At 42.1% G+C, this 17,682-nt stretch carries 17 protein-coding genes; 8 read left to right on the plus strand and 9 right to left on the minus strand.

Annotation, left to right across the window (positions count from 1 at the left end; genetic code table 11):
• The 4 genes from ACE1CC_RS09710 to ACE1CC_RS09725 form a co-directional block, all read right to left on the minus strand.
• The coding region (locus tag ACE1CC_RS09710) for a MerR family transcriptional regulator (protein WP_413268434.1) at positions 1-75 on the minus strand (75 nt) is incomplete at its 3' end.
• 143 nt (positions 76-218) lie between these two features.
• Positions 219-521: a glutathione S-transferase gene (locus ACE1CC_RS09715; protein ID WP_459563822.1), complete on the minus strand. Its 303-nt coding sequence runs from the start codon at positions 519-521 to the stop codon at positions 219-221.
• Positions 522-631: 110 nt separating this feature from the next.
• Positions 632-1,297: a glutathione S-transferase family protein gene (locus ACE1CC_RS09720; protein ID WP_413270264.1), complete on the minus strand. Its 666-nt coding sequence runs from the start codon at positions 1,295-1,297 to the stop codon at positions 632-634.
• Positions 1,298-1,507: 210 nt separating this feature from the next.
• Positions 1,508-1,693: a hypothetical protein gene (locus ACE1CC_RS09725; protein WP_413270265.1), complete on the minus strand. Its 186-nt coding sequence runs from the start codon at positions 1,691-1,693 to the stop codon at positions 1,508-1,510.
• Between the two features lie 277 nt (positions 1,694-1,970).
• Here ACE1CC_RS09725 and ACE1CC_RS09730 point away from each other — a divergent pair, with 277 nt between their 5' ends.
• On the plus strand, positions 1,971-2,429 hold the full coding sequence (locus ACE1CC_RS09730; RefSeq protein ID WP_413270266.1) for a hypothetical protein: 459 nt from the start codon (positions 1,971-1,973) through the stop codon (positions 2,427-2,429).
• A 31-nt stretch (positions 2,430-2,460) separates the two neighbouring features.
• Positions 2,461-4,332, plus strand: coding sequence for a peptidoglycan D,D-transpeptidase FtsI family protein (locus tag ACE1CC_RS09735; protein ID WP_413270267.1), 1,872 nt, complete (start codon positions 2,461-2,463; stop codon positions 4,330-4,332).
• A gap of 207 nt (positions 4,333-4,539) precedes the next feature.
• On the opposite strand, the gene ACE1CC_RS09740 is transcribed toward ACE1CC_RS09735, so the two are convergent.
• The gene (locus ACE1CC_RS09740; RefSeq protein WP_413270268.1) at positions 4,540-6,609 is read right to left on the minus strand and encodes a thioredoxin domain-containing protein; all 2,070 of its coding nucleotides are present in this window, start codon (positions 6,607-6,609) and stop codon (positions 4,540-4,542) included.
• 123 nt (positions 6,610-6,732) lie between these two features.
• On the opposite strand from ACE1CC_RS09740, the gene ACE1CC_RS09745 reads away from it, so the two are divergent.
• A complete protein-coding gene (locus tag ACE1CC_RS09745; RefSeq protein ID WP_413270269.1) occupies positions 6,733-6,891 on the plus strand; it encodes a hypothetical protein in 159 nt (52 codons plus the stop codon).
• Between the two features lie 70 nt (positions 6,892-6,961).
• Here ACE1CC_RS09745 and cbiB read toward each other — a convergent pair whose 3' ends face one another.
• Together cbiB and ACE1CC_RS09755 are read right to left on the minus strand one after the other, a co-directional pair.
• On the minus strand, positions 6,962-7,924 hold the full coding sequence (cbiB, locus tag ACE1CC_RS09750) for an adenosylcobinamide-phosphate synthase CbiB (RefSeq protein WP_413270270.1): 963 nt from the start codon (positions 7,922-7,924) through the stop codon (positions 6,962-6,964).
• Between the two features lie 11 nt (positions 7,925-7,935).
• Positions 7,936-8,379 (minus strand): RrF2 family transcriptional regulator, encoded by a 444-nt coding sequence (locus tag ACE1CC_RS09755; protein WP_413270271.1) that lies wholly within the window; start codon positions 8,377-8,379, stop codon positions 7,936-7,938.
• Between the two features lie 329 nt (positions 8,380-8,708).
• Here ACE1CC_RS09755 and ACE1CC_RS09760 point away from each other — a divergent pair, with 329 nt between their 5' ends.
• Positions 8,709-9,107, plus strand: coding sequence for an AbrB family transcriptional regulator (locus tag ACE1CC_RS09760; RefSeq protein ID WP_413270272.1), 399 nt, complete (start codon positions 8,709-8,711; stop codon positions 9,105-9,107).
• 346 nt (positions 9,108-9,453) lie between these two features.
• On the opposite strand, the gene ACE1CC_RS09765 is transcribed toward ACE1CC_RS09760, so the two are convergent.
• Positions 9,454-11,379, minus strand: a complete 1,926-nt coding sequence (locus tag ACE1CC_RS09765; RefSeq protein ID WP_413270273.1) for a chloride channel protein — start codon at positions 11,377-11,379, stop codon at positions 9,454-9,456.
• A gap of 352 nt (positions 11,380-11,731) precedes the next feature.
• Between ACE1CC_RS09765 and ACE1CC_RS09770 the strand changes: the two genes are divergently transcribed.
• Positions 11,732-12,112 carry a hypothetical protein gene (locus ACE1CC_RS09770; protein ID WP_413270274.1) on the plus strand — a complete coding sequence of 127 codons (381 nt, stop codon included), beginning with the start codon at positions 11,732-11,734 and terminating at the stop codon, positions 12,110-12,112.
• A gap of 123 nt (positions 12,113-12,235) precedes the next feature.
• On the opposite strand, the gene ACE1CC_RS09775 is transcribed toward ACE1CC_RS09770, so the two are convergent.
• Positions 12,236-13,897: an ArnT family glycosyltransferase gene (locus ACE1CC_RS09775; RefSeq protein ID WP_413270275.1), complete on the minus strand. Its 1,662-nt coding sequence runs from the start codon at positions 13,895-13,897 to the stop codon at positions 12,236-12,238.
• A gap of 549 nt (positions 13,898-14,446) precedes the next feature.
• On the opposite strand from ACE1CC_RS09775, the gene ACE1CC_RS09780 reads away from it, so the two are divergent.
• From ACE1CC_RS09780 to ACE1CC_RS09790, 3 genes are all read left to right on the plus strand, one after another.
• Positions 14,447-15,697 (plus strand): sensor histidine kinase, encoded by a 1,251-nt coding sequence (locus ACE1CC_RS09780; protein ID WP_413270276.1) that lies wholly within the window; start codon positions 14,447-14,449, stop codon positions 15,695-15,697.
• A gap of 113 nt (positions 15,698-15,810) precedes the next feature.
• The gene (locus tag ACE1CC_RS09785; RefSeq protein WP_413270277.1) at positions 15,811-16,170 is read left to right on the plus strand and encodes a hypothetical protein; all 360 of its coding nucleotides are present in this window, start codon (positions 15,811-15,813) and stop codon (positions 16,168-16,170) included.
• Between the two features lie 131 nt (positions 16,171-16,301).
• Positions 16,302-17,363 carry a trypsin-like serine protease gene (locus ACE1CC_RS09790; RefSeq protein WP_413270278.1) on the plus strand — a complete coding sequence of 354 codons (1,062 nt, stop codon included), beginning with the start codon at positions 16,302-16,304 and terminating at the stop codon, positions 17,361-17,363.
• Positions 17,364-17,682 lie beyond the last annotated feature (319 nt).

Consider the following 17,682-nt stretch of genomic DNA (forward strand, 5'->3'; position numbering starts at 1 on the left):
GCCTTCCTGCTCCCATCTACGAAGTGTCGATGCCGAAACTCCAACCAAATCTCCAAATTCTGAAACCTTCCACATAACTTACTCATAATAGGCAACTATAAGTAAGTTTAGTTAATAATTTGCCGATTTAGTCAAGCTCTCTCGTTTTACAAAGCAGCCTGGGAGGTAGAATTTCCCAAGTCTCATACCCAGGTTCGACCTGGGTAAGAGGGCAAAGTCTAAAAACTAAAATCTAAAAACGGTAGAATTAGACGGATTTGCGATCGCAAACGCAGCAGAAAAAGCAAATACTTGATATCGCTACTAACCATTGGCTCAGGTGGGGAATCTAATTGTAGAGATGCTATTAATTCAGCATACTCAGCTGCACTCAAAAGTTTACCATCGATCGGACTTCGAGCCTCTGTAATAATTTCCGTCCGCAAAATCTCTTCCGGCATATCCTCTGGCGGCGGCAGGGCTTGCACAACCCTCGGAAAACACCCCACCCACAAAGGCACAGCAAAACCCAAAATCCCCATCTTCCCCAATCTATAAAACATTCCCTAATTACCTATTACCTACATAACTTTAGATTTTCTATTTTGCCTCTGGAGCCCCCCTGCCCCAGGAGCCCCCCTGCCCCAGGAGCCTAAACCAACCCCGGTGGCAATGGCTCTCGACAAATTTCGTGAATTTCCTTTATCCTGGCAAATAACCAAGGATACTCCTGTCGATATTCAGGGATTAAAGCCAAAGGACTCAACAAGGCGGCGGCTGCTATATCTGCCACACTCAAACTTTCTCCTACTAAATAGGGTTGCTCTTGCCAAGGTCTTAATACTTCCAATGCTAACTTAATCCGCTCTTTCGCCAGATTTACCGTAGCTGCATTAATCTGATACTGACGACGCACTACCTGAATTAAAAGTTGGCTAAACCAAGAAGGATCAATTTGCTTTCCAACTCCGGCTCGAAAATCATAATAAATGAATCTAGTGGCAGTGCCAATACTTTCATCTAACCAATCTTCTAACATCCAAGCTGCTGTTTGCTGCTCTGGTTTCGGTAATAAACTTGGTTCAGGTTGGTAAGATTCCAAAAACTTGAAAATTTCGGTAGAATCTGCGATGCACTCAGGTTTACCCGACTGTTGTGGTAATAGCACTGGTACAGTAGTTAAACCTGTCATTGGTTTTAACTTTATTCTATGCAATCCCGGCGTTAAATTCTCTACTCCGTAGCTAATTCCTTTATATCCCAATGCTAACCGCGCCTTGCGACAGTAATGGGAAGTACTAAATTGTAATAAAAGCATTGAGAAAACAGCTACTATTATTAAACCCAAAATTGGTCAAGGGTAAAGGTTTTTTTCTGCCTTTTCCCTTGTCCCTGTTGCCAAAAAACTCTTTGAAAAAGGCAGAACTCCTTCAGATGAGATAATTTTTCGCTTTATGGGGCGAAGAATTATTTTCCCCAAAAATATAGATGCTTAGCTAGCGAAAGCTAATAAAGAGTTGGCAATTCCTTAAGGCTTTGGAGGTGTTGTTGGAGTAGCGGCGGGTGTGGTTGCCGCTGGAGGTGTGGTTGCCGCTGGAGGTTTTGCGGGTGTGGTTGCGGCTGGGGGTGTTGTTTCTTGTGCTTGCTCACCACAGGCTACCAAGGTAAAAGCTAAGCCAAGTCCGAAAACTACAGACCAAATTTTTTTATTCATACACTCCTCGTGAGTTAATTAGTGCAGATTAGATTACCTGCTAGATCATGATAATAACATCGACAGTTTAGCCGTCAAGCTGATGCTGTAACGGGAGATTCTTGCTGCAAAGTTTCTCAGCTAGGCCAGCGCAAAAAGTGAAATCTGCTTTTTTTCGCTTAGCTTAGACCGCGCAATATTATAACACAGTAAAATCAGTTATAGCTAAAAATGGATATCTATCAAGTTAATTTAGCTATGTATGATTGATTTTAGACAAATAAGTTGGAGAACTGTGATGTCATTTGCGCCTAAATCTAAAATTGCTGCCCAAACTAAAATTTCACCCCAAAGGTTGGCAAAATCAAAAATTAGTCCGCTGTCGCCAACAGCACCAATTTGGGTGCAATGGTTAATCACATCCCAGCGATACACATCAGCGATCGCCTTGATCTTAATCAGTGCTACACTCTCATCTTATGCTGCCATAGTCTACTCCCAACAACAGTGGAATCAGGAATACCAAAAACTGCAATCCTTACAAAGAAAAGAACGAGAACTAACTACAGCCGGGGAAGAAAGAAAAAATCAACTAGCAGAAACAGCCGAAACCCAAAATCAAGGACTAATACCACCAACCCCAGAAAATAACCTATTCTTAGAAGCAGCACCCCAAAGACCAGCCACCAAAAGTGCTCGTAGTTCTGTAAAATCAGCACCTACTCCCACAACTCATCCAACTCCACTAGGGTACTAAGCAGCGACAAATTATAATTCTAAAATCTAAAATGGCTAAATCTCATCCTTCCTCCTTTTCAAATATGAAGCGACTTGGGGCTAATTATTTGCCAACTGTAATTAAAAACCCAAAAGAAATTCGCTTAGTGGTTGTGTGGATGATTTTGCTCTTGGGAGGTTTAGGATTGTGCTGGAATCTGTTTCGGTTGCAAGTTATCCAAAGGCCATTGTTAGAACGTTACGCCAAGCAGCAGCAAGAAATCACCCTTCGTCCCTTTGTACCCAGGCGTTCCATAGTCGATCGCAACAATAACGTATTAGCAGTCGATCGTCCAGTCTACACCCTCTTTGCCCACCCCAAAATCTTCCGCAGACAAACAAAAGAAGAAATTGCCAACCAACTAGCCCCCCTAATTGGACTATCAACAACCGAACTTCTGAGCAAATTTAACAGCGCCCCTAGCGGCATTCGGGTTAAGGACAAAATAGTACAAGAAGTAGCCGATAAAATCACTGCCATGAGGCAAGACGGCTTAGAACTAATTCAAAACTACTCTCGCCTTTACCCTACAAAAGAAACCGCAGCCGATATCGTCGGATACGTCGATGACAATCATAGAGGACAAGCAGGCTTAGAATACAGCCGAGAAACCCTACTAGAACGTTCCTTAAAAGTACTCAGGTTAAATCGGGCTGGCAATGGTGCCGTCATGCCAGACTATGCCCCACAAGGCTTATTTAACGCCGATGATAGCCGTTTGAGGCTGACAATAGATGTGCGCCTGCAACGCGCCGCCCGTACTGCTTTGAAAACCAAAATGGCCGAATTCAAAGCCAAACGAGGTACTGTAATTGTCATGGATGCGCGGGATGGTTCCTTACTGGCATTAGTTGCCGAACCTACCTACAATCCCAACGAAGTTTATAAATATAAAGATACATCTCTGTTCAAAAACTGGGCAGTAACAGACCTCTATGAACCAGGTTCCACCTTCAAACCTATCAATGTCGCCATTGCCTTAGAAAATAAATCAATTCAACCCAACAGCGTTTTCTCCGATGGGGGCGCGATTAAAGTTAGTAACAAAGTGATTAGAAATGCTCATGGCGGAGGACATGGCACGATCAACGTCACTAAAATTATCCAAGTTTCCAGTAACGTCGGCATGGTAAAAATCATACAAACCCTCCCGCCCAAAGTTTACTATAACTGGTTAAAACGTATCGGAGTAGGATCGGCAGTAGAAAGTGACCTTCCTTTTAGAGCTATTAGCAAACTCAAGCCTGAGCGCATTTTTACTGGCTTACCTATTGAACCCGCTAGTGCTGCTTTCGGTCAAGGTTTCTCGATCACTCCGTTGCACTTAGTCCGAATGACAGCTACCCTAGCTAACGGCGGCAAACTAGTTACTCCTCACGTAATTCAAGGTTTGTATAATTCCAAAGACGAACTTACCTGGCAACCTACATTACCCCCACCTAAAACTGTCTTCTCCCCAAAAACTGCCGAAATAGTTGCAGAAATGATGGAAAGTGTAGTCACAAAAGGTACTGGTAAAGCCGCCCAGATTCCCGGTTATAGAATTGGTGGTAAAACAGGTACAGCCCAAAAAGCTAGTCCCAAAGGTGGTTACAGCGATGCGAAAGTTACCAGTTTTGTGGCTATCTTGCCTTTAGAATCTCCCCGTTACGTAGTCGCGGCGGTAGTAGATGAACCAGACGGCGGTTCTGGTGGTGCTATAGCTGCCCCAATAGTCAAATCAGTGATGCAATCTTTAATTAATATCGAAAGAATTTCTCCTACTAATCCCAAGGTTTTGGAAGCTTCTGAGTCTGAGGGCACAGGGGCACAGGGGCACAGGGGCACAGGGGCACAGGGGCACAGGGGCACAGGGGCACAGGGGATGCCAGAGAATGATTGAATTGCCACTCTCTGGCTATTCGCGTCGCATTAGCCAGGGAGAAGGCTTCTTTTGATTCATTTGAAACTACTAAAAATTACTTTCTCCGTATGATAGTACAATCTCATTTCTCCTGTGCTCCTGTGCTCCTGTGCCCCTGGAGCCCCTGGAGCCCCTGGAGTCCCTGGATCTCCCTCTAGCGAACCTGCTCCCCTGCGCCAAGAGCCCCTATCCTCTACTTAGACTCTGCTGTATCTTCTGCCACAAGTGTTCGTGGTTTTTTGAGGGTTCTGTGCAACTGAGTCCTTGGCACACTAAGCCGACGGTTCCGGGTGGTAGTTCGTCGGTTAAAATTGTGACTGCGGTGGGGAGATATTGTTGTTTAAGGAATTTTAGTTCTTCGCTATTTGTGCGAATTAAGGTGTGGTTACGATACCAGTCTAGGGCGGTGAATAAGCTGGGGCAAGCTGAGGGGGATTTGTTCATGATTTCGCTGAAGGCTTGGAGGGCAAGTTCTGCCCGATCGAGATATGTTAAATCTTCTGTTAAAAGGGCTAATCTGACCAAGTTGGCGATCGCAATTCCATTGGCAGAAGGAGTAGCATTATCTATATAACTCCTCTCCCTTACCAGCAAATTATCACTAGCATCACTGGCAGTATTGAAATATCCACCTAATTCCACACTCCACAAAAATTCATCGAATTCGGTTTGCACTTGTTGCGCTTTTTCTAACCAGAATTGCGCGTTTTCTTGAGCAATTCCTAATGTGGCTTGGTGCAAATCTAAGAGTGCTTTAATGAAGAAAGCATAATCCTCAGACTGCGCGGATACAGCTACTTCCCCTTCATAGTTGACTCGGTGAAAACGGTCTTTTACCCACTGATTTTCCCAAATAAATTTAGCCGCTTGTACTGCTGGGGCTAAATAAGAGGGTTCTTCAAACACCGCAGCCGCTTTGGCTAATCCAGAAATCATTAAACTATTCCAAGCCACAATCATTTTAGTATCTGTGACTGGGGGAATTCTTCCCGGCCATTTTTTCGTTCTTGCTTCTTGGTTGTTTCGGGCGGGGGGAAAAGTTTTTACTTTGTCGGGTGTAGCGCCATAACGAACAGCAAATAATTTGGCGAAAGCTGATTCTAAATTATTATTTAAAGGGCTAGGCTCTCGCTTTTGTAAAACGTTAGTTCCCTCGAAATTTCCTTCGTCTGTAACGGTGAAATATTTCTGAATTTCGGTTAATTCTTCTGGAGATAACAACTCCTGTAATTCTCCGTAACTCCAGACATAAAAATTACCTTCTTCTGGTTCTAAGTCTTCTGGGTCGGCAAAATTATCAGCGTCTTGGGCGGCGTAAAAATAGCCTTCCGGGGCAGTCATTTCTCTGGTTAGCCATTGTACTGTAAGGGCGATCGCTCTTTCAAAAACAACCTCTTGCACTCCCAAAGCATACAAATTCGCTAAATACTCCACAATTTGACCATTATCGTAGAGCATCTTCTCAAAATGCGGCACCGTCCAAGTCCCATCAACTGTGTAGCGATGAAAACCACCAGCTACATGATCGAAAATGCCACCCAATGCCAAATCTAAACCCCGTTTAGTGCAGAGTTGTTTTACCGGATATTTGCTAGCTAGATTAAACCTAGTACTCCGCAAAGCTACTTCTGCGTAGGGAATCATCGGAAAATTTGGCCCTGAACCACTATGACTCAGAACACCTGTATTTGTTTCTAAACCTTTACCTAGTAAAGCTGTGCCGATTTCCGTTGTGGTAGAAGGTACTATACTGGCTGATTGTTGCAAATAACCCAGGATTTCAGAGGTTACAGAGTCAACTTTGGCTTTTTCTGTGTCATAGTGACGGCGAATCGCTTGCAGAACTTGCAAAAACCCCGGTCTTCCGTAGCGAGGTTCTACGGGGAAATAAGTGCCACCATAAAAAGGTGCCAAAGTATGAGGGTCTAAAAATACATTTAAAGGCCAACCGCCTTGCCCTGTCATCATCTGTAACCCTTGCATATAGATGCTATCTATATCTGGTCGTTCTTCACGATCGACTTTAATGGCGATAAAATTAGCATTCATATACTCGGCAATAGTCAGGTCAGAAAATGCTTCGCCTTCCATGACGGTACACCAATGGCAGCTAGAGTAGCCAATGGAGAGGAAAATAGGTTTATTTTCTTGACGGGCGATAGCACAAGCTTCCTCACACCAAGGCCACCAGTTTATCGGATTTTCGGCGTGTTTGCGAAGGTAGAGGCTGGGAGATTGGGCAAGGCGATTAGTCATGACTGCTTGCTTCCTGCGATGTTTAGCTTCTTTAGAAGTTTAGCGTGCAGTTAATCAATGCGATTATCAAATTGCTCGATTAAGCGATCGCTAAAACGATCCAACCAGCGATAGAGTAAAGTTATGGAAGTTTTACTAGCCTGTGATACTCTTGCTGAAGAAATGCTAGAGAAATTGGGCGAACTAGTCGAGGCTAGCACTTTAATTATTATTGTCAATATTACGGCTTGGAATAATCTTTTCGGCATCACTCACTCCTCTTTGGCTGTGGGAAATACCTAAAAACGGGTATTTCCAGTGGAGATTTTACTCAGCTGATAAGAGTACAGACAAGGAACAAGTTGTATTGTTCCTAAAACCGAGTCAAAATAAGTAAGGCGATCGCTAACCAAATCAAGAAGCAATATCGAGTGAGTAATGTTGCTTGTTTAATTTTCTGGGCAGTAATCGGGTTAATTGGATCTCCTAATAAAGGTTTTTGTTTGGCAACGCCACGATACCAATTAGTACCTCCTAACTGTACACCGAGCACAGCAGCATAAGCACATTCACTCCAGCCAGAATTAGGACTAGAATCTTTTACAGCATCCCTACGACAGGTTTGCCAAACATACAAGGGTTTACCAGATAAAATTGCTAAGGTAATGACTAACAATCGGCAGGGTAGCCAAGTCAGAATGTCTTCTTGTTTGGCACTAAACCATCCTATATATATATAAGGATATTCTCGATAACCTACCATTGAATCGAGCGTACTGGCAGCTTTATAAGCAAGTGCTAAAGGAACACTTCCGATTCCTGGCAAAAAAGCACCTAAAATAGCATAAAACAGCGGTGCTATGACTCCATCGGTAGCATTTTCGGTTACAGTTTCTAAAACCGCCCGCAAAATTTCTGTTTCGGTTAATTGCTCGGTATCTCTTCCCACATATCGACTTAAAATAGAACGAGTGGCGGCTATGTCTTTTTGGTTAAGTGATTGTAATACTTCTTCACCAGCTACTCTTAAGCTACGTCCGGCAAAACAACTTGCTAGCAGAATACTTGCTATTATAATTCCTAATAAAGGATGTAAGCTTTGAGCAGCTTGGACGATTAACCAACCGCTGCTCCCGCTGATAGTTACTAGTCCGATCGCTAATACTATACCAGCGCTTCGTTGTGCTTGCGGATGGTGCAAATATTTCGCAGTAAATGTGTGAAAATTATGGACGATCCAACCCATGAGTCGTACTGGATGAGGCCATCCCCAAGGATCTCCTATTAGATAGTCTAATGTAGCTGCGATCGCTAGAATTACTTGATTATTGCTCAACTGACTAATGGCTAAACAACAAAACTTGTTTCTTCCCCTAAAGCTGCTTGCCAACTTCGGGCATCATAGTATAAGTCTTCTAAGGTAACGCTGTACAGTGCTTCTTTTAATTTTTGATGCAAGCGTCGCCAAATAGCAAACGTTACCCAATCTTCGGCTATTTTGGCATCGGGAGTATGGCGGGGTAGCGGTTCAATTGTTTCGCCAACAGCTTCTAAAATTTGTCCTAATGAAATCTGATCGGGGGAATTAGCTAATTTATATCCCCCTTGCGATCCGCGTACTGATTCTACTATCCCCGCCCGCCGCATTTCTATAAGTAATTTTTCTAAATATGGGGCTGGGATTTCTTGGCGTTTAGCGATCGCTTTGACAGAAGTCGGCCCATATCCTGGCTTTTGACTTAAATCTAACAGCGCCTTTACACTGTAATGTCCTTTAGTAGTCAGCTTCATCTTTACTTTACAATCTCAAAAATTTTCCGCTTTGTTTCCGGGGTAATTTCCTTCAACAACCACCCTCCATAAGATAGATGTAGGTACTTAGATCGATCGCCAGTCATTATCTATCTAGTTTCTCTTACCCTCCTTTACAAGAGTCAGCTGATTAATAAGAGAGCAAAATATCATCAATATTTACCTTTACTATCTTGAACAATTTACAGCTAACGATATAAGATAGATTTGTGAGTTGATAAAAAGCTATCGCTTCATAAGCATAGCAAAACACAACTCACGATCGGATACTATAAACTAGATGAAGTAATTCTTTTTGAGTCAAGTTAATGAATAAAGGCAAAAAGATCGAACCCCTAGTTGCGGAAGCTCTCTTAAAGAAAGTCAAAGAGCTAGACAACCTAAGCAAAGAAGAAAAGGCGAAAGCCTGCGGTTACTACACTGTTACCAAAAATGGTGTAGAGCGTGTCAACATGATGAAATTCTTGAATGCTCTGATTGATGCAGAAGGCATTCAGTTAGATAGCAAACAAGGTGGAAATGGTCGTGGTGGACGCAGCGCCAGCTATCGGATTAGCGTACAATCAAACGGCAACTTATTAATTGGTTCAGCTTACACATCACAGATGGGTTTGCAGCCAGGAGATGAGTTTGAAATTTCTTTGGGGCGTAAGCACATTCGGTTACGCCAAATTGATAGTGAGGGTAATCCCGCTGAAGAGGAATAATTTGCCCTGCGTAGCTAGATTGTGAATTTGGACTGCAACGCCACAACCTACAAAAATATTGGCCCAAGAGAGCTTAAATATTCCCAAGTTAACTGACCGAGAACAACTTAAACTGCATCCTGAAATAAAACCAAGAGAATAGTTGCTCAAAAGTGCGATCTTACATCAGCAAATTCTCATCAAAATAGAGTGTGAAGCAAGCATTGATAAGGAAAAACTTTACTCAATGAAGTTGCTTCTCAAGAAAAAAGACCGGGAATTCGCTTCTAGCTGCCAGCCTGAGCAAAACATTCCCGATCGACAAAGGATACCTTCTTTGATTGTAATGATGCAGGGTTTAAAGTGTTCAAACGGTTTGCTTAGCTTTGGAAACAGGCACATCTTGAGCCAACATGGGCAGGTAACGATTAATAGCTTGATGAGTAACTGCCACAGTACAAGCCAAATTAATCCCTTCCTGTTCCAATAAACCTAAAACTTGCAGAGGATGATCTCGCGCCACTACTGGTAGCTGATGTAAACCACGCGCCGCCATGCGGGATAGGGCATCAGCTAGAGATTCATCTTCGTAAGCGTAGAGAATCTCTCTGGTGCAAATATCAGCCAGTGTTTGGTCAAGGATATTATAACCAGAGGGACTGGTTTCTGCGCGTGCGATCGCTCGATTAATATCTTGCAGAGTAATTAAACCAATTAATCGTTCTTGGTCATCAACCACCAAAGCAGTATGGCAGAGATGATTAGTTAAAGAAACACCAGCCTGTAAAACTGGTAGAGAATCAGAAAGTAACAACTTAGGTGGCTGCATAGCCGCCGACACAGGCATTTGTTTTAAGACCTCATGATTCTGGTCTTTACTCAAATTTACACCCATCTGCTGAAGATTCAAAGCTTGAGTTGCCCTTGGTTTAAGTAAATCCACCAACCACACACTCAAACCCACAGCAGCCATCAAAGGCAAAACAATCCGATAATCTCGCGTTAACTCAAACAGTAACAGAATCGCCGTCAGCGGCGCACGCACACTCCCAGCCAAAACCGCAGCCATACCCACCATTGCATAAGCAGGTGGCCCTGCCATACTAGCACTCATTCCCGGCAACACAATAGCCAGAGTTTTCCCATAAGCAGCGCCTAAAGATGAACCCAAAAACATCGCGGGCGCAAACACACCACCAACCAAACCGCTACCCACACTCAAAGCAGTCATTACCAGTTTCACCACCAGTAACACCACCAACAAATGAAGGGGAAACTCCACATCTTGCAGCATCGCTTCCACAGTTTCATAGCCAATACCCAAAATTTGCGGCCATTTTAGGGCGACTAACCCAACACATAACCCACCAATTACCGGATGAACAAAGCGGGGAATTTTACCCAACCAAGCAAAGCCTTTCACTTGTCCCTTAAAGCAACGCCCAGCAGTTTGAATTGCTTGGGTGTAAGTCAGGGATACTAAACTAGCCAGTAAACCCAAACCAATGTACAAAGGCAACTCTAAAGGACTGCGAACCTCATAAACAGGCAAACTAAAAGCAGGTTGTGCCCCCAAACCAATTTGGGCTATTAAAGCCGAAACCACAGCCGCTAACAGCACAACGCTAACCGCAGAAGTCGCAAAAGTAGTTCCTAAGACCACTTCCAAGGCAAAAAACACCCCAGCAACAGGGGCATTAAACCCAGCCGCTAAACCCGCCGCTGCCCCTGCGCCCAAAAGTAACCGATGTCGTTCCTGAGAGACTTGCAGGACTTGACCAAGTAACATTCCAAAATTCGCGCCAATTTCTACGCTTGGCCCTTCGGGGCCTAATGAAGCCCCAGTTCCCAAAGATACGGAAGCGGCGACCATTTTAGTCACTGGTCTGAGTTGGCGGGACATATCATTTAAGGAACCCTGAGTAGCCGCAATCATCGAAGAAATGCTAGGGCCTAAATCTTGCCAGCGCCAACGCATTAAACCGACGATTAAACCGCCAAGGGTAGGAACACAAGCTAAAGTCCAAGCGCCCCAACGAGAGATTAATCCCATTAAATGCTCTAGGGCGAGGCTGTGGATAAGCTCAATCAAATAGTGAAATGTGACTATTCCCATGCCAGTTCCACCACCGATGAGTACTGCTAGAAGCATGACTACTGTTTCTGGTGATGGCTGGAGACGATTGAGAAGTCTGGTGAATGGGGGAGAGGAGTGAGTGGTACGATCGGAATTTCCCGTATCTGACAAAGGTGGTTGATTTAACCGTAAATCAACGGGGGGAATGGGATTCATTATATATGAAGGTGAGTATATAAAGTAATTAGAGAAAGCTAAAATTTTTTCACAGGCTTCTCCTATAAATTTTAACGATAAGGAAGGCTAAAAGTTTGCTTTTTTGCTAGTCAATTTGGGTAAACTAGTATTTGGAACTATATGCAAATTTGTCCTTGAATAAATTTATCTTTAACTTGCCTTCGTTACTGGAAATGTGAAATGTTTAGTAGAGATGGGTCTTGCTCAAAGTCATCTTCTGATAGCACTAGCTGATCGAAGTGACCAATCTAGGCTGGGCGCTATGCGTGACAGCAGGTTTAGTAAATTGCACTGAAAAAAGGCACAACCTGTGGAAAAGTAGGAAATTCTGATGAATGCTCACACTTTTGATGGCAATTCTGTTACTTGCCCAATTTGTTATCGTTCTCAGGGAAGGAAGCTGAGTAACGTAGGTAGTGGACTCTATATGTGTCCCCTTTGTCATGAACGCTTTGTGATTAGTCAAAGTGGTCATTATGTAAGAGATCCCCAATCAATTAAGAGACACCGAACTGATGGGCAAATGCTGCGTCGCCAAAGTCGTCCTTTAGCACGAATGCGTCGTGACTTTCGCATTGCCAAACCAATTTCTTTAATTGCTATTGTATGCAGCGCTATTTTTTTAGGCTATACTATGGCAACAATAGATGAAAAACCTGCCCAAAAAAATCCTATTGAGCAATTTATGGATTGGGTTACAAAACCTAATTAATTGATTTTTATTGACATTCGCCGCCCGGAGGGCAGGGGGGACTCTTGGGACTCTTGGGAATTTCATTAATTCAAAACGCCAAACTCAGAACTCAAAACTCTCCGAGTCCCCAAAATTAGTTGTTTAGTAATATTTGTCTTTGGTGATTAAGACCCAGCTAGCTTCGGGTTCGGGAGTATTGGTTTTGACTTGATCGATGATTTTCACAGGTTCTAGGTTAAGTTTTTTGGGGAAGTATGACCGGAGTAGGAAGTAGGGAGTAGGTTGTTCTTGCCAAATTTTTCTCAGGTTGTCAACAGTGGTGGGAATGACTTGGCGTTCGCTATAGAAATCTAATGAAGGGCGAAAAGCTGGGTGGGATGTGTAGATTTTCTGATTTGGGGGTAGTTGACTTTTTTGAATCATTTCGGCGACTGGTTTTACTGGGTATTGTTCCGCTAGTTCCCATACCCAATTATCAGAAGTCATGAGGAGAAATAGGGAGAGATAACTGCCCCAAAACAAAATGATGATGAATTGCAGGTCGCGTTTCAACATTAATACAATGGCGATCGTCATTGTTAATGCTATGGCAGTTAAGGTTAGGACTAAATCTGTTTCTAGTTGGGGTGCGAATCTGGCAAAGTAAATGCAGCCTGCCCAGGAACCAATAACTAATATGCTTAAAACAGTAAACCAAGACCGGGGAAAGGGTTTGCTGCTAGGCCAATTCCAAAGTTCTGCTAATTGTGCGCCGATTAAGAGTGCTAATGCTGGGTAAATTGGTAGGACATACCAGGGTAGTTTGGTGGTCATAATGGAGATGATAAATAAGTAAAGACCACTCCAAGTAAGGATTAATTTCGCCCAACTAAGGTTGCGATTTTCCCAAGCTAAAATTAAGCTGTTCGGGAGAAATACTAACCAAGGCCAATTGTATTTGAGGATTTCTAAGATGTAGTACCAAGGTGGGCCGGAATTGTTATCAACTCGATCCCATATACGTTTGAGGGATTGGTTTAAAATGCCTTGGTTGATGAACATTTGAACGTAGGCTGGATCGTGATGTAGTAGTTGGGCGGCGTACCAAAAGGTGGCGGGTAAACTGCCGATGATGATGCCACTCCAGAAGTAAATTGATGTGAGTAGTCGGGGGGTGTCCCAGGCTATAAATGCTAGTGCGATCGCGCCTAATAATAAACTTAAAAACCCTTTAGTTAAAGCAATCAATCCTAACCCTATCCCCACACCTAAGCAATAACGTAAGTCGCGACGACAGCGCAATAAACACCAAATTGTCAACAGAAAAAAGCACAAAATCGCCCCGTCTAACATCGCTAAACGTCCATGTCGCACCACTGGTAATAATGTGAGGTAAACTAAGGCGCTAAAAATTGCCCATAGCCTTCTTGTGAAGATTTCTCGCCCCACGCCGTAGAGTAGTGGTACAGAAAGGGCTGTTAAGATTGCCCCTGGTAAGCGAGTTGTCCACTCATTAATCGTTCCCCCAATGGAATATGTGCTGGCGATGAGAATATGAATTAAGGGGGGTTTGTTGATGTAAGCTTCTCCGGCTAAGGTGGGGTAAAGCCAGCGTAACGATCCAGGGGGGGCGTTGTATATTTCACGGGCAACTTGGGCGACTATTCCTTCGTCCCAGTCTCGTAAAGGCAGACCACCTAGATTGGCTAGATAAAGAGTTAATGCTGCTATTAGCAAGCCGATGACCCACAAGCGGTCTAGCAAGATTTCGGTACGATACATTTGGCTTTTTCGCTGACGCAGCTGAAACAGTTTCCGGTACATGGTGGCCTAACTCACGATAAGAGAATCTAGAAATATTTATGCTCAGATAGATAACGATAGTAAAATCTACATTGTTATTGTAAAGATTATTGTAATCCTAGCCCTGTCAAATCGACTCCGGTTGGATAGCTGTAGTATATTCTGAAGTAAGAAGGTAAATTTCAGTAGTTTGGGATGAAAACTAAGCTTTACCCATGTTTAGGGTACAATGCAACCGGAAAATCTACTATTTTTGGTTTTAGCAAATTTTCCAGTATAATAATTGAGATAGTAAATTTTTAAATCTCAGGAATTTGTCGAAGTGTATCTACAAAGTATGTGAGATTTAATATTTACGACACAAATATTTTTAGTTATGGTGGTAGAAGAAAGTTACAGGTTCAAAAGGTAAGGGTTGATGAGGAAAGGAAAATTTTTTAAACTTTTCTATTTTACTCTTTACTCTATAAGCCGATTTGGGCAATAAGTCTATGGTTGGGCGCTGGTTTCGTCTAATCCCCCGATTCATCATGGTGACGCTGCCAGTACTTAACAGGGATACCAATATTTATGTGGAATACAATTTGTTTTCCGATCGCTCAAATCTTGGTTAATGCAGAGTTGGTAGGTGGATTAGAAAATACAATTATTGCTGGCTGCTATTTTTTAATTAGCGTTTTGATGTTTAGGAATTTATGGCGCAATAAAAAAGTAGAAGTTAATTGGTTAACAATATTAACAGCAAGTTTGTTTTTAATTGGTAGTACAAGTTACATTTTTCTCAAAATTACCAGAGGAAGTGAAAGTAATATTGTTTTTGGGCCGATGGTGGGTAATTGTGTGGAGTTAGTACCTGCGATCGCTTTTTTTATTGTATATCAACGTTATCAGTTTTTACTTAATTCAACTGCAACTATTGAATCTAAACAAGAGTTAGAACAAAGATTGCGGGAAGCTACAGAGAAATTACAACAGCAAAGTCAATCTTTACAAGAAGCTCAGGCTAATTTAGAAAAAGTCCAAGTACATTTAGCGCAAATAGAAAGGATAACTATTTTAGGTCAGTTGGTTTCTGGTATTGCTCATGAGATTAATAATCCGATTAATTTTATCTATGGTAATTTGCCATATTTAGAAGAGTATACCCAAGGATTGATGAAAGTTATTGATGTTTATGAGGAAACTTTTTCAGCTAATGTTGAGATTGAGAAGGTTAGGGAAGAAGTTGATTTAGATTATCTGCGATCGGATTTTCCTTACATCATTGATTCGATTAAATTAGGAACAGATAGAATTCTCGAATTAGTGCAAAATTTGCGAAAAATTTCTGGGTCTGATGAATCGAAAATGAGGGCAGCAAATATTAATGTAAGCATTGAAACTAGTCTATTGTTGCTGTATAACTTTTACAAAAATAAGATTGAAATAATTAAGCATCTTGATGAACTACCACCTGTAGAATGTTATATTAATCAAATCAATCAAGTAATTTTGACTTTGCTTGGTAAGTCAATTAATGCTTTATTAGAATCCCAAAACAATTGTCAGCATTGCGAGCCAAAACAAATTATTATTAGTAGTAAAAGAATCAGCGATGATGCGATAGCGATACAGATCTTCTTGAATGCAGAGATTAAAGAACGAATATTTGAGCCAGTTTTTACTCCTAAATTAATAGGAATAGGAACTGGATTAGGGTTGTCAATTTCCCAGCGGATTATTACTGAAGTACATCAAGGAAATATTTATTGCCACTCTAAATCAGAAGTAGGGACAACATTCACTATAGAATTACCAATTAATCAGGGCGATCGAGTTTAGATTTTTGATTGTATTTTCTGATAAATTTTCTAAACAAATCTATCTGTAGGTAGAGGTCAAAACTAGCAATCAAAGCAAATATTGCTAAATTAGCTAGTGAAAAAATCATCCAGATGAACCCAAATACAATTAGCGATGAGGTGAAGAATTCAATTAATGAATTACCTGCATCACCTCCCCCAGAACAAGAAGGAATTAGAGAATTATTAGAACAACTACAAAGAAGAATTGAAAGTGATGAAAATTTACCACCCGAAAATGAAGTTGAAGCATTAAACCAACTTCAGGCGTTAGTATTAGCCGCCAAAAATGCTGGTATTGAAGAAAATCGGAGTATGGCATTTTCAGCACTGCAAAGATTAAAAGGACTCGTCAAAGAAGCGCCAAAAGCTCATAATTTTAAAGAAGCTTGCGAAAATATTTTACCGCAAATCTCTACAGTATTTGGGTTAGAGCCCACATTCCGCATTTAAAACTGAGTTAGTTATGAGTTAGATCTTGTTGGAGAGAAATGCCAGCGAAATCTAATAAAACTAAGACAGGGCGATTGTTAGTAATTAAAAAACCAAGGGTTTAACTATTAGCTAATACAGGAGATTAGAAAATGCAACTTCCTCCTTTCTACAGCCCTTTGAAATCAATAAAATCTACTATTACCTCTGGCGTAATAATTGTTGCAGGGCTATTCGCAACTCTTGGAATTGGCGATCGAGCACAAGCTATTGTAGTTTCCGGCGATCCCAATGACTACATAGTAAGTCCCGGTAATGGATTTGACGGTGTGGTAAGTTTAACTTTACAAACAAGTGTGGGACGTTTTGGTTGTTCGGGTTCGCTGCTACCTTCAGGGCGACACATTCTCACCGCTGCTCACTGTCTCAGTGACGATTTTGGCTTGAATATCACAAATGCGGCTACAGCATTTTTCAATCTGCCGACAGGTAGGTTTGGTATAAATACTGCCAACATTTTTATTTACCCAGACTGGGACGGTTTTGCTGATTTCGACTCTTTTGGTGGCGATATTGCCATTTTGGAACTCGCATCAACGGCACCTGAAGCAGCCCAACGGTATGATATCTACCGAAATACTGATGAAATCGGTCAGGTCAGCGTTAAGGTTGGATATGGTTTATCTGGTCAAGGCAATCAGGGTTTTAACCCAAGTAATTTCCCTTTTGGAGTCAAACGTTCGGGTCAAAATGTATATGAAGTTTTAGGAGAAGATTTAGATCCTGGAATACTTCCCAACGCATTCTTGCTATACGATTTTGATAATGGATTACCACAAAATAATGCCTTTGGATTTTTTGGTATTCCTGATTTAGGGTTAGGTTTGCAAGAGGTTAGTGCCGCCCCAGGTGATTCAGGAGGACCAACTTTCATTAATGGATCAATTGCAGGAGTGGGATCTTTTATCTCGTGTTTTGGTGAATTTAATTGTGTTAGCCCTCCTGATATTGATAATCTACTAAACGCTAGTTTCGGAGAGTTGGGCGGGGATACTCGCGTATCAACTTACGCTAGTTATATAGATGATGTTTTGGCTGGCAAGATAACTCCTACTTCTAAAGTTCCTGAGCCTAATACTATATTTGCTTTGTTTGCCTTCGCTGCTTTTGCAGTTACTTCGCGGTTAAAGAGGAAGGTAAAAGAAAAAGTATGAGTAAGTAGGTAGATATAAATAAAGTGAAAACTAAGGCGGGCAGGATGCCCGCCCCACAAGAAATATAGTTTTCTTGTGGGGTGGGCATCCTTGAATCCACCATTGTCACACTTTCTTAAGTCACTACACCCACAAGAAATATAGTTTTCTTGTGGGGTGGGCATCCTGCCTGCCCCACAAGAATTACAGCTTTCTTGTGGGGTGGGCATCCTGCCTGCCCCACAAGAATTACAGCTTTCTTGTGGGGTGGGCATCCTGCCTGCCCCATCCTCATATAACTATTATCACTTTATTTATTTACACCTACTTATTGCACTAT

This window comes from Floridaenema aerugineum BLCC-F46 (genome assembly GCF_041929345.1).
Classification (GTDB): Bacteria; Cyanobacteriota; Cyanobacteriia; order Cyanobacteriales; family Aerosakkonemataceae; genus Floridanema; species Floridanema aerugineum.

Excerpts from the sequence above, each read along its gene's own strand:
- ACE1CC_RS09715 (WP_459563822.1), bottom strand. The coding sequence starts at position 521 with ATGGGGATTTTGGGTTTTGCTGTGCCTTTGTGGGTGGGGTGTTTTCCG.
- ACE1CC_RS09720 (WP_413270264.1), bottom strand. The coding sequence starts at position 1,297 with ATGCTTTTATTACAATTTAGTACTTCCCATTACTGTCGCAAGGCGCGG.
- ACE1CC_RS09725 (WP_413270265.1), bottom strand. The coding sequence starts at position 1,693 with ATGAATAAAAAAATTTGGTCTGTAGTTTTCGGACTTGGCTTAGCTTTT.
- ACE1CC_RS09730 (WP_413270266.1), top strand. The coding sequence starts at position 1,971 with ATGTCATTTGCGCCTAAATCTAAAATTGCTGCCCAAACTAAAATTTCA.
- ACE1CC_RS09735 (WP_413270267.1), top strand. The coding sequence starts at position 2,461 with ATGGCTAAATCTCATCCTTCCTCCTTTTCAAATATGAAGCGACTTGGG.
- ACE1CC_RS09740 (WP_413270268.1), bottom strand. The coding sequence starts at position 6,609 with ATGACTAATCGCCTTGCCCAATCTCCCAGCCTCTACCTTCGCAAACAC.
- ACE1CC_RS09745 (WP_413270269.1), top strand. The coding sequence starts at position 6,733 with ATGGAAGTTTTACTAGCCTGTGATACTCTTGCTGAAGAAATGCTAGAG.
- ACE1CC_RS09755 (WP_413270271.1), bottom strand. The coding sequence starts at position 8,379 with ATGAAGCTGACTACTAAAGGACATTACAGTGTAAAGGCGCTGTTAGAT.
- ACE1CC_RS09760 (WP_413270272.1), top strand. The coding sequence starts at position 8,709 with ATGAATAAAGGCAAAAAGATCGAACCCCTAGTTGCGGAAGCTCTCTTA.
- ACE1CC_RS09765 (WP_413270273.1), bottom strand. The coding sequence starts at position 11,379 with ATGAATCCCATTCCCCCCGTTGATTTACGGTTAAATCAACCACCTTTG.
- ACE1CC_RS09770 (WP_413270274.1), top strand. The coding sequence starts at position 11,732 with ATGAATGCTCACACTTTTGATGGCAATTCTGTTACTTGCCCAATTTGT.
- ACE1CC_RS09775 (WP_413270275.1), bottom strand. The coding sequence starts at position 13,897 with ATGTACCGGAAACTGTTTCAGCTGCGTCAGCGAAAAAGCCAAATGTAT.
- ACE1CC_RS09780 (WP_413270276.1), top strand. The coding sequence starts at position 14,447 with ATGTGGAATACAATTTGTTTTCCGATCGCTCAAATCTTGGTTAATGCA.
- ACE1CC_RS09785 (WP_413270277.1), top strand. The coding sequence starts at position 15,811 with ATGAACCCAAATACAATTAGCGATGAGGTGAAGAATTCAATTAATGAA.
- ACE1CC_RS09790 (WP_413270278.1), top strand. The coding sequence starts at position 16,302 with ATGCAACTTCCTCCTTTCTACAGCCCTTTGAAATCAATAAAATCTACT.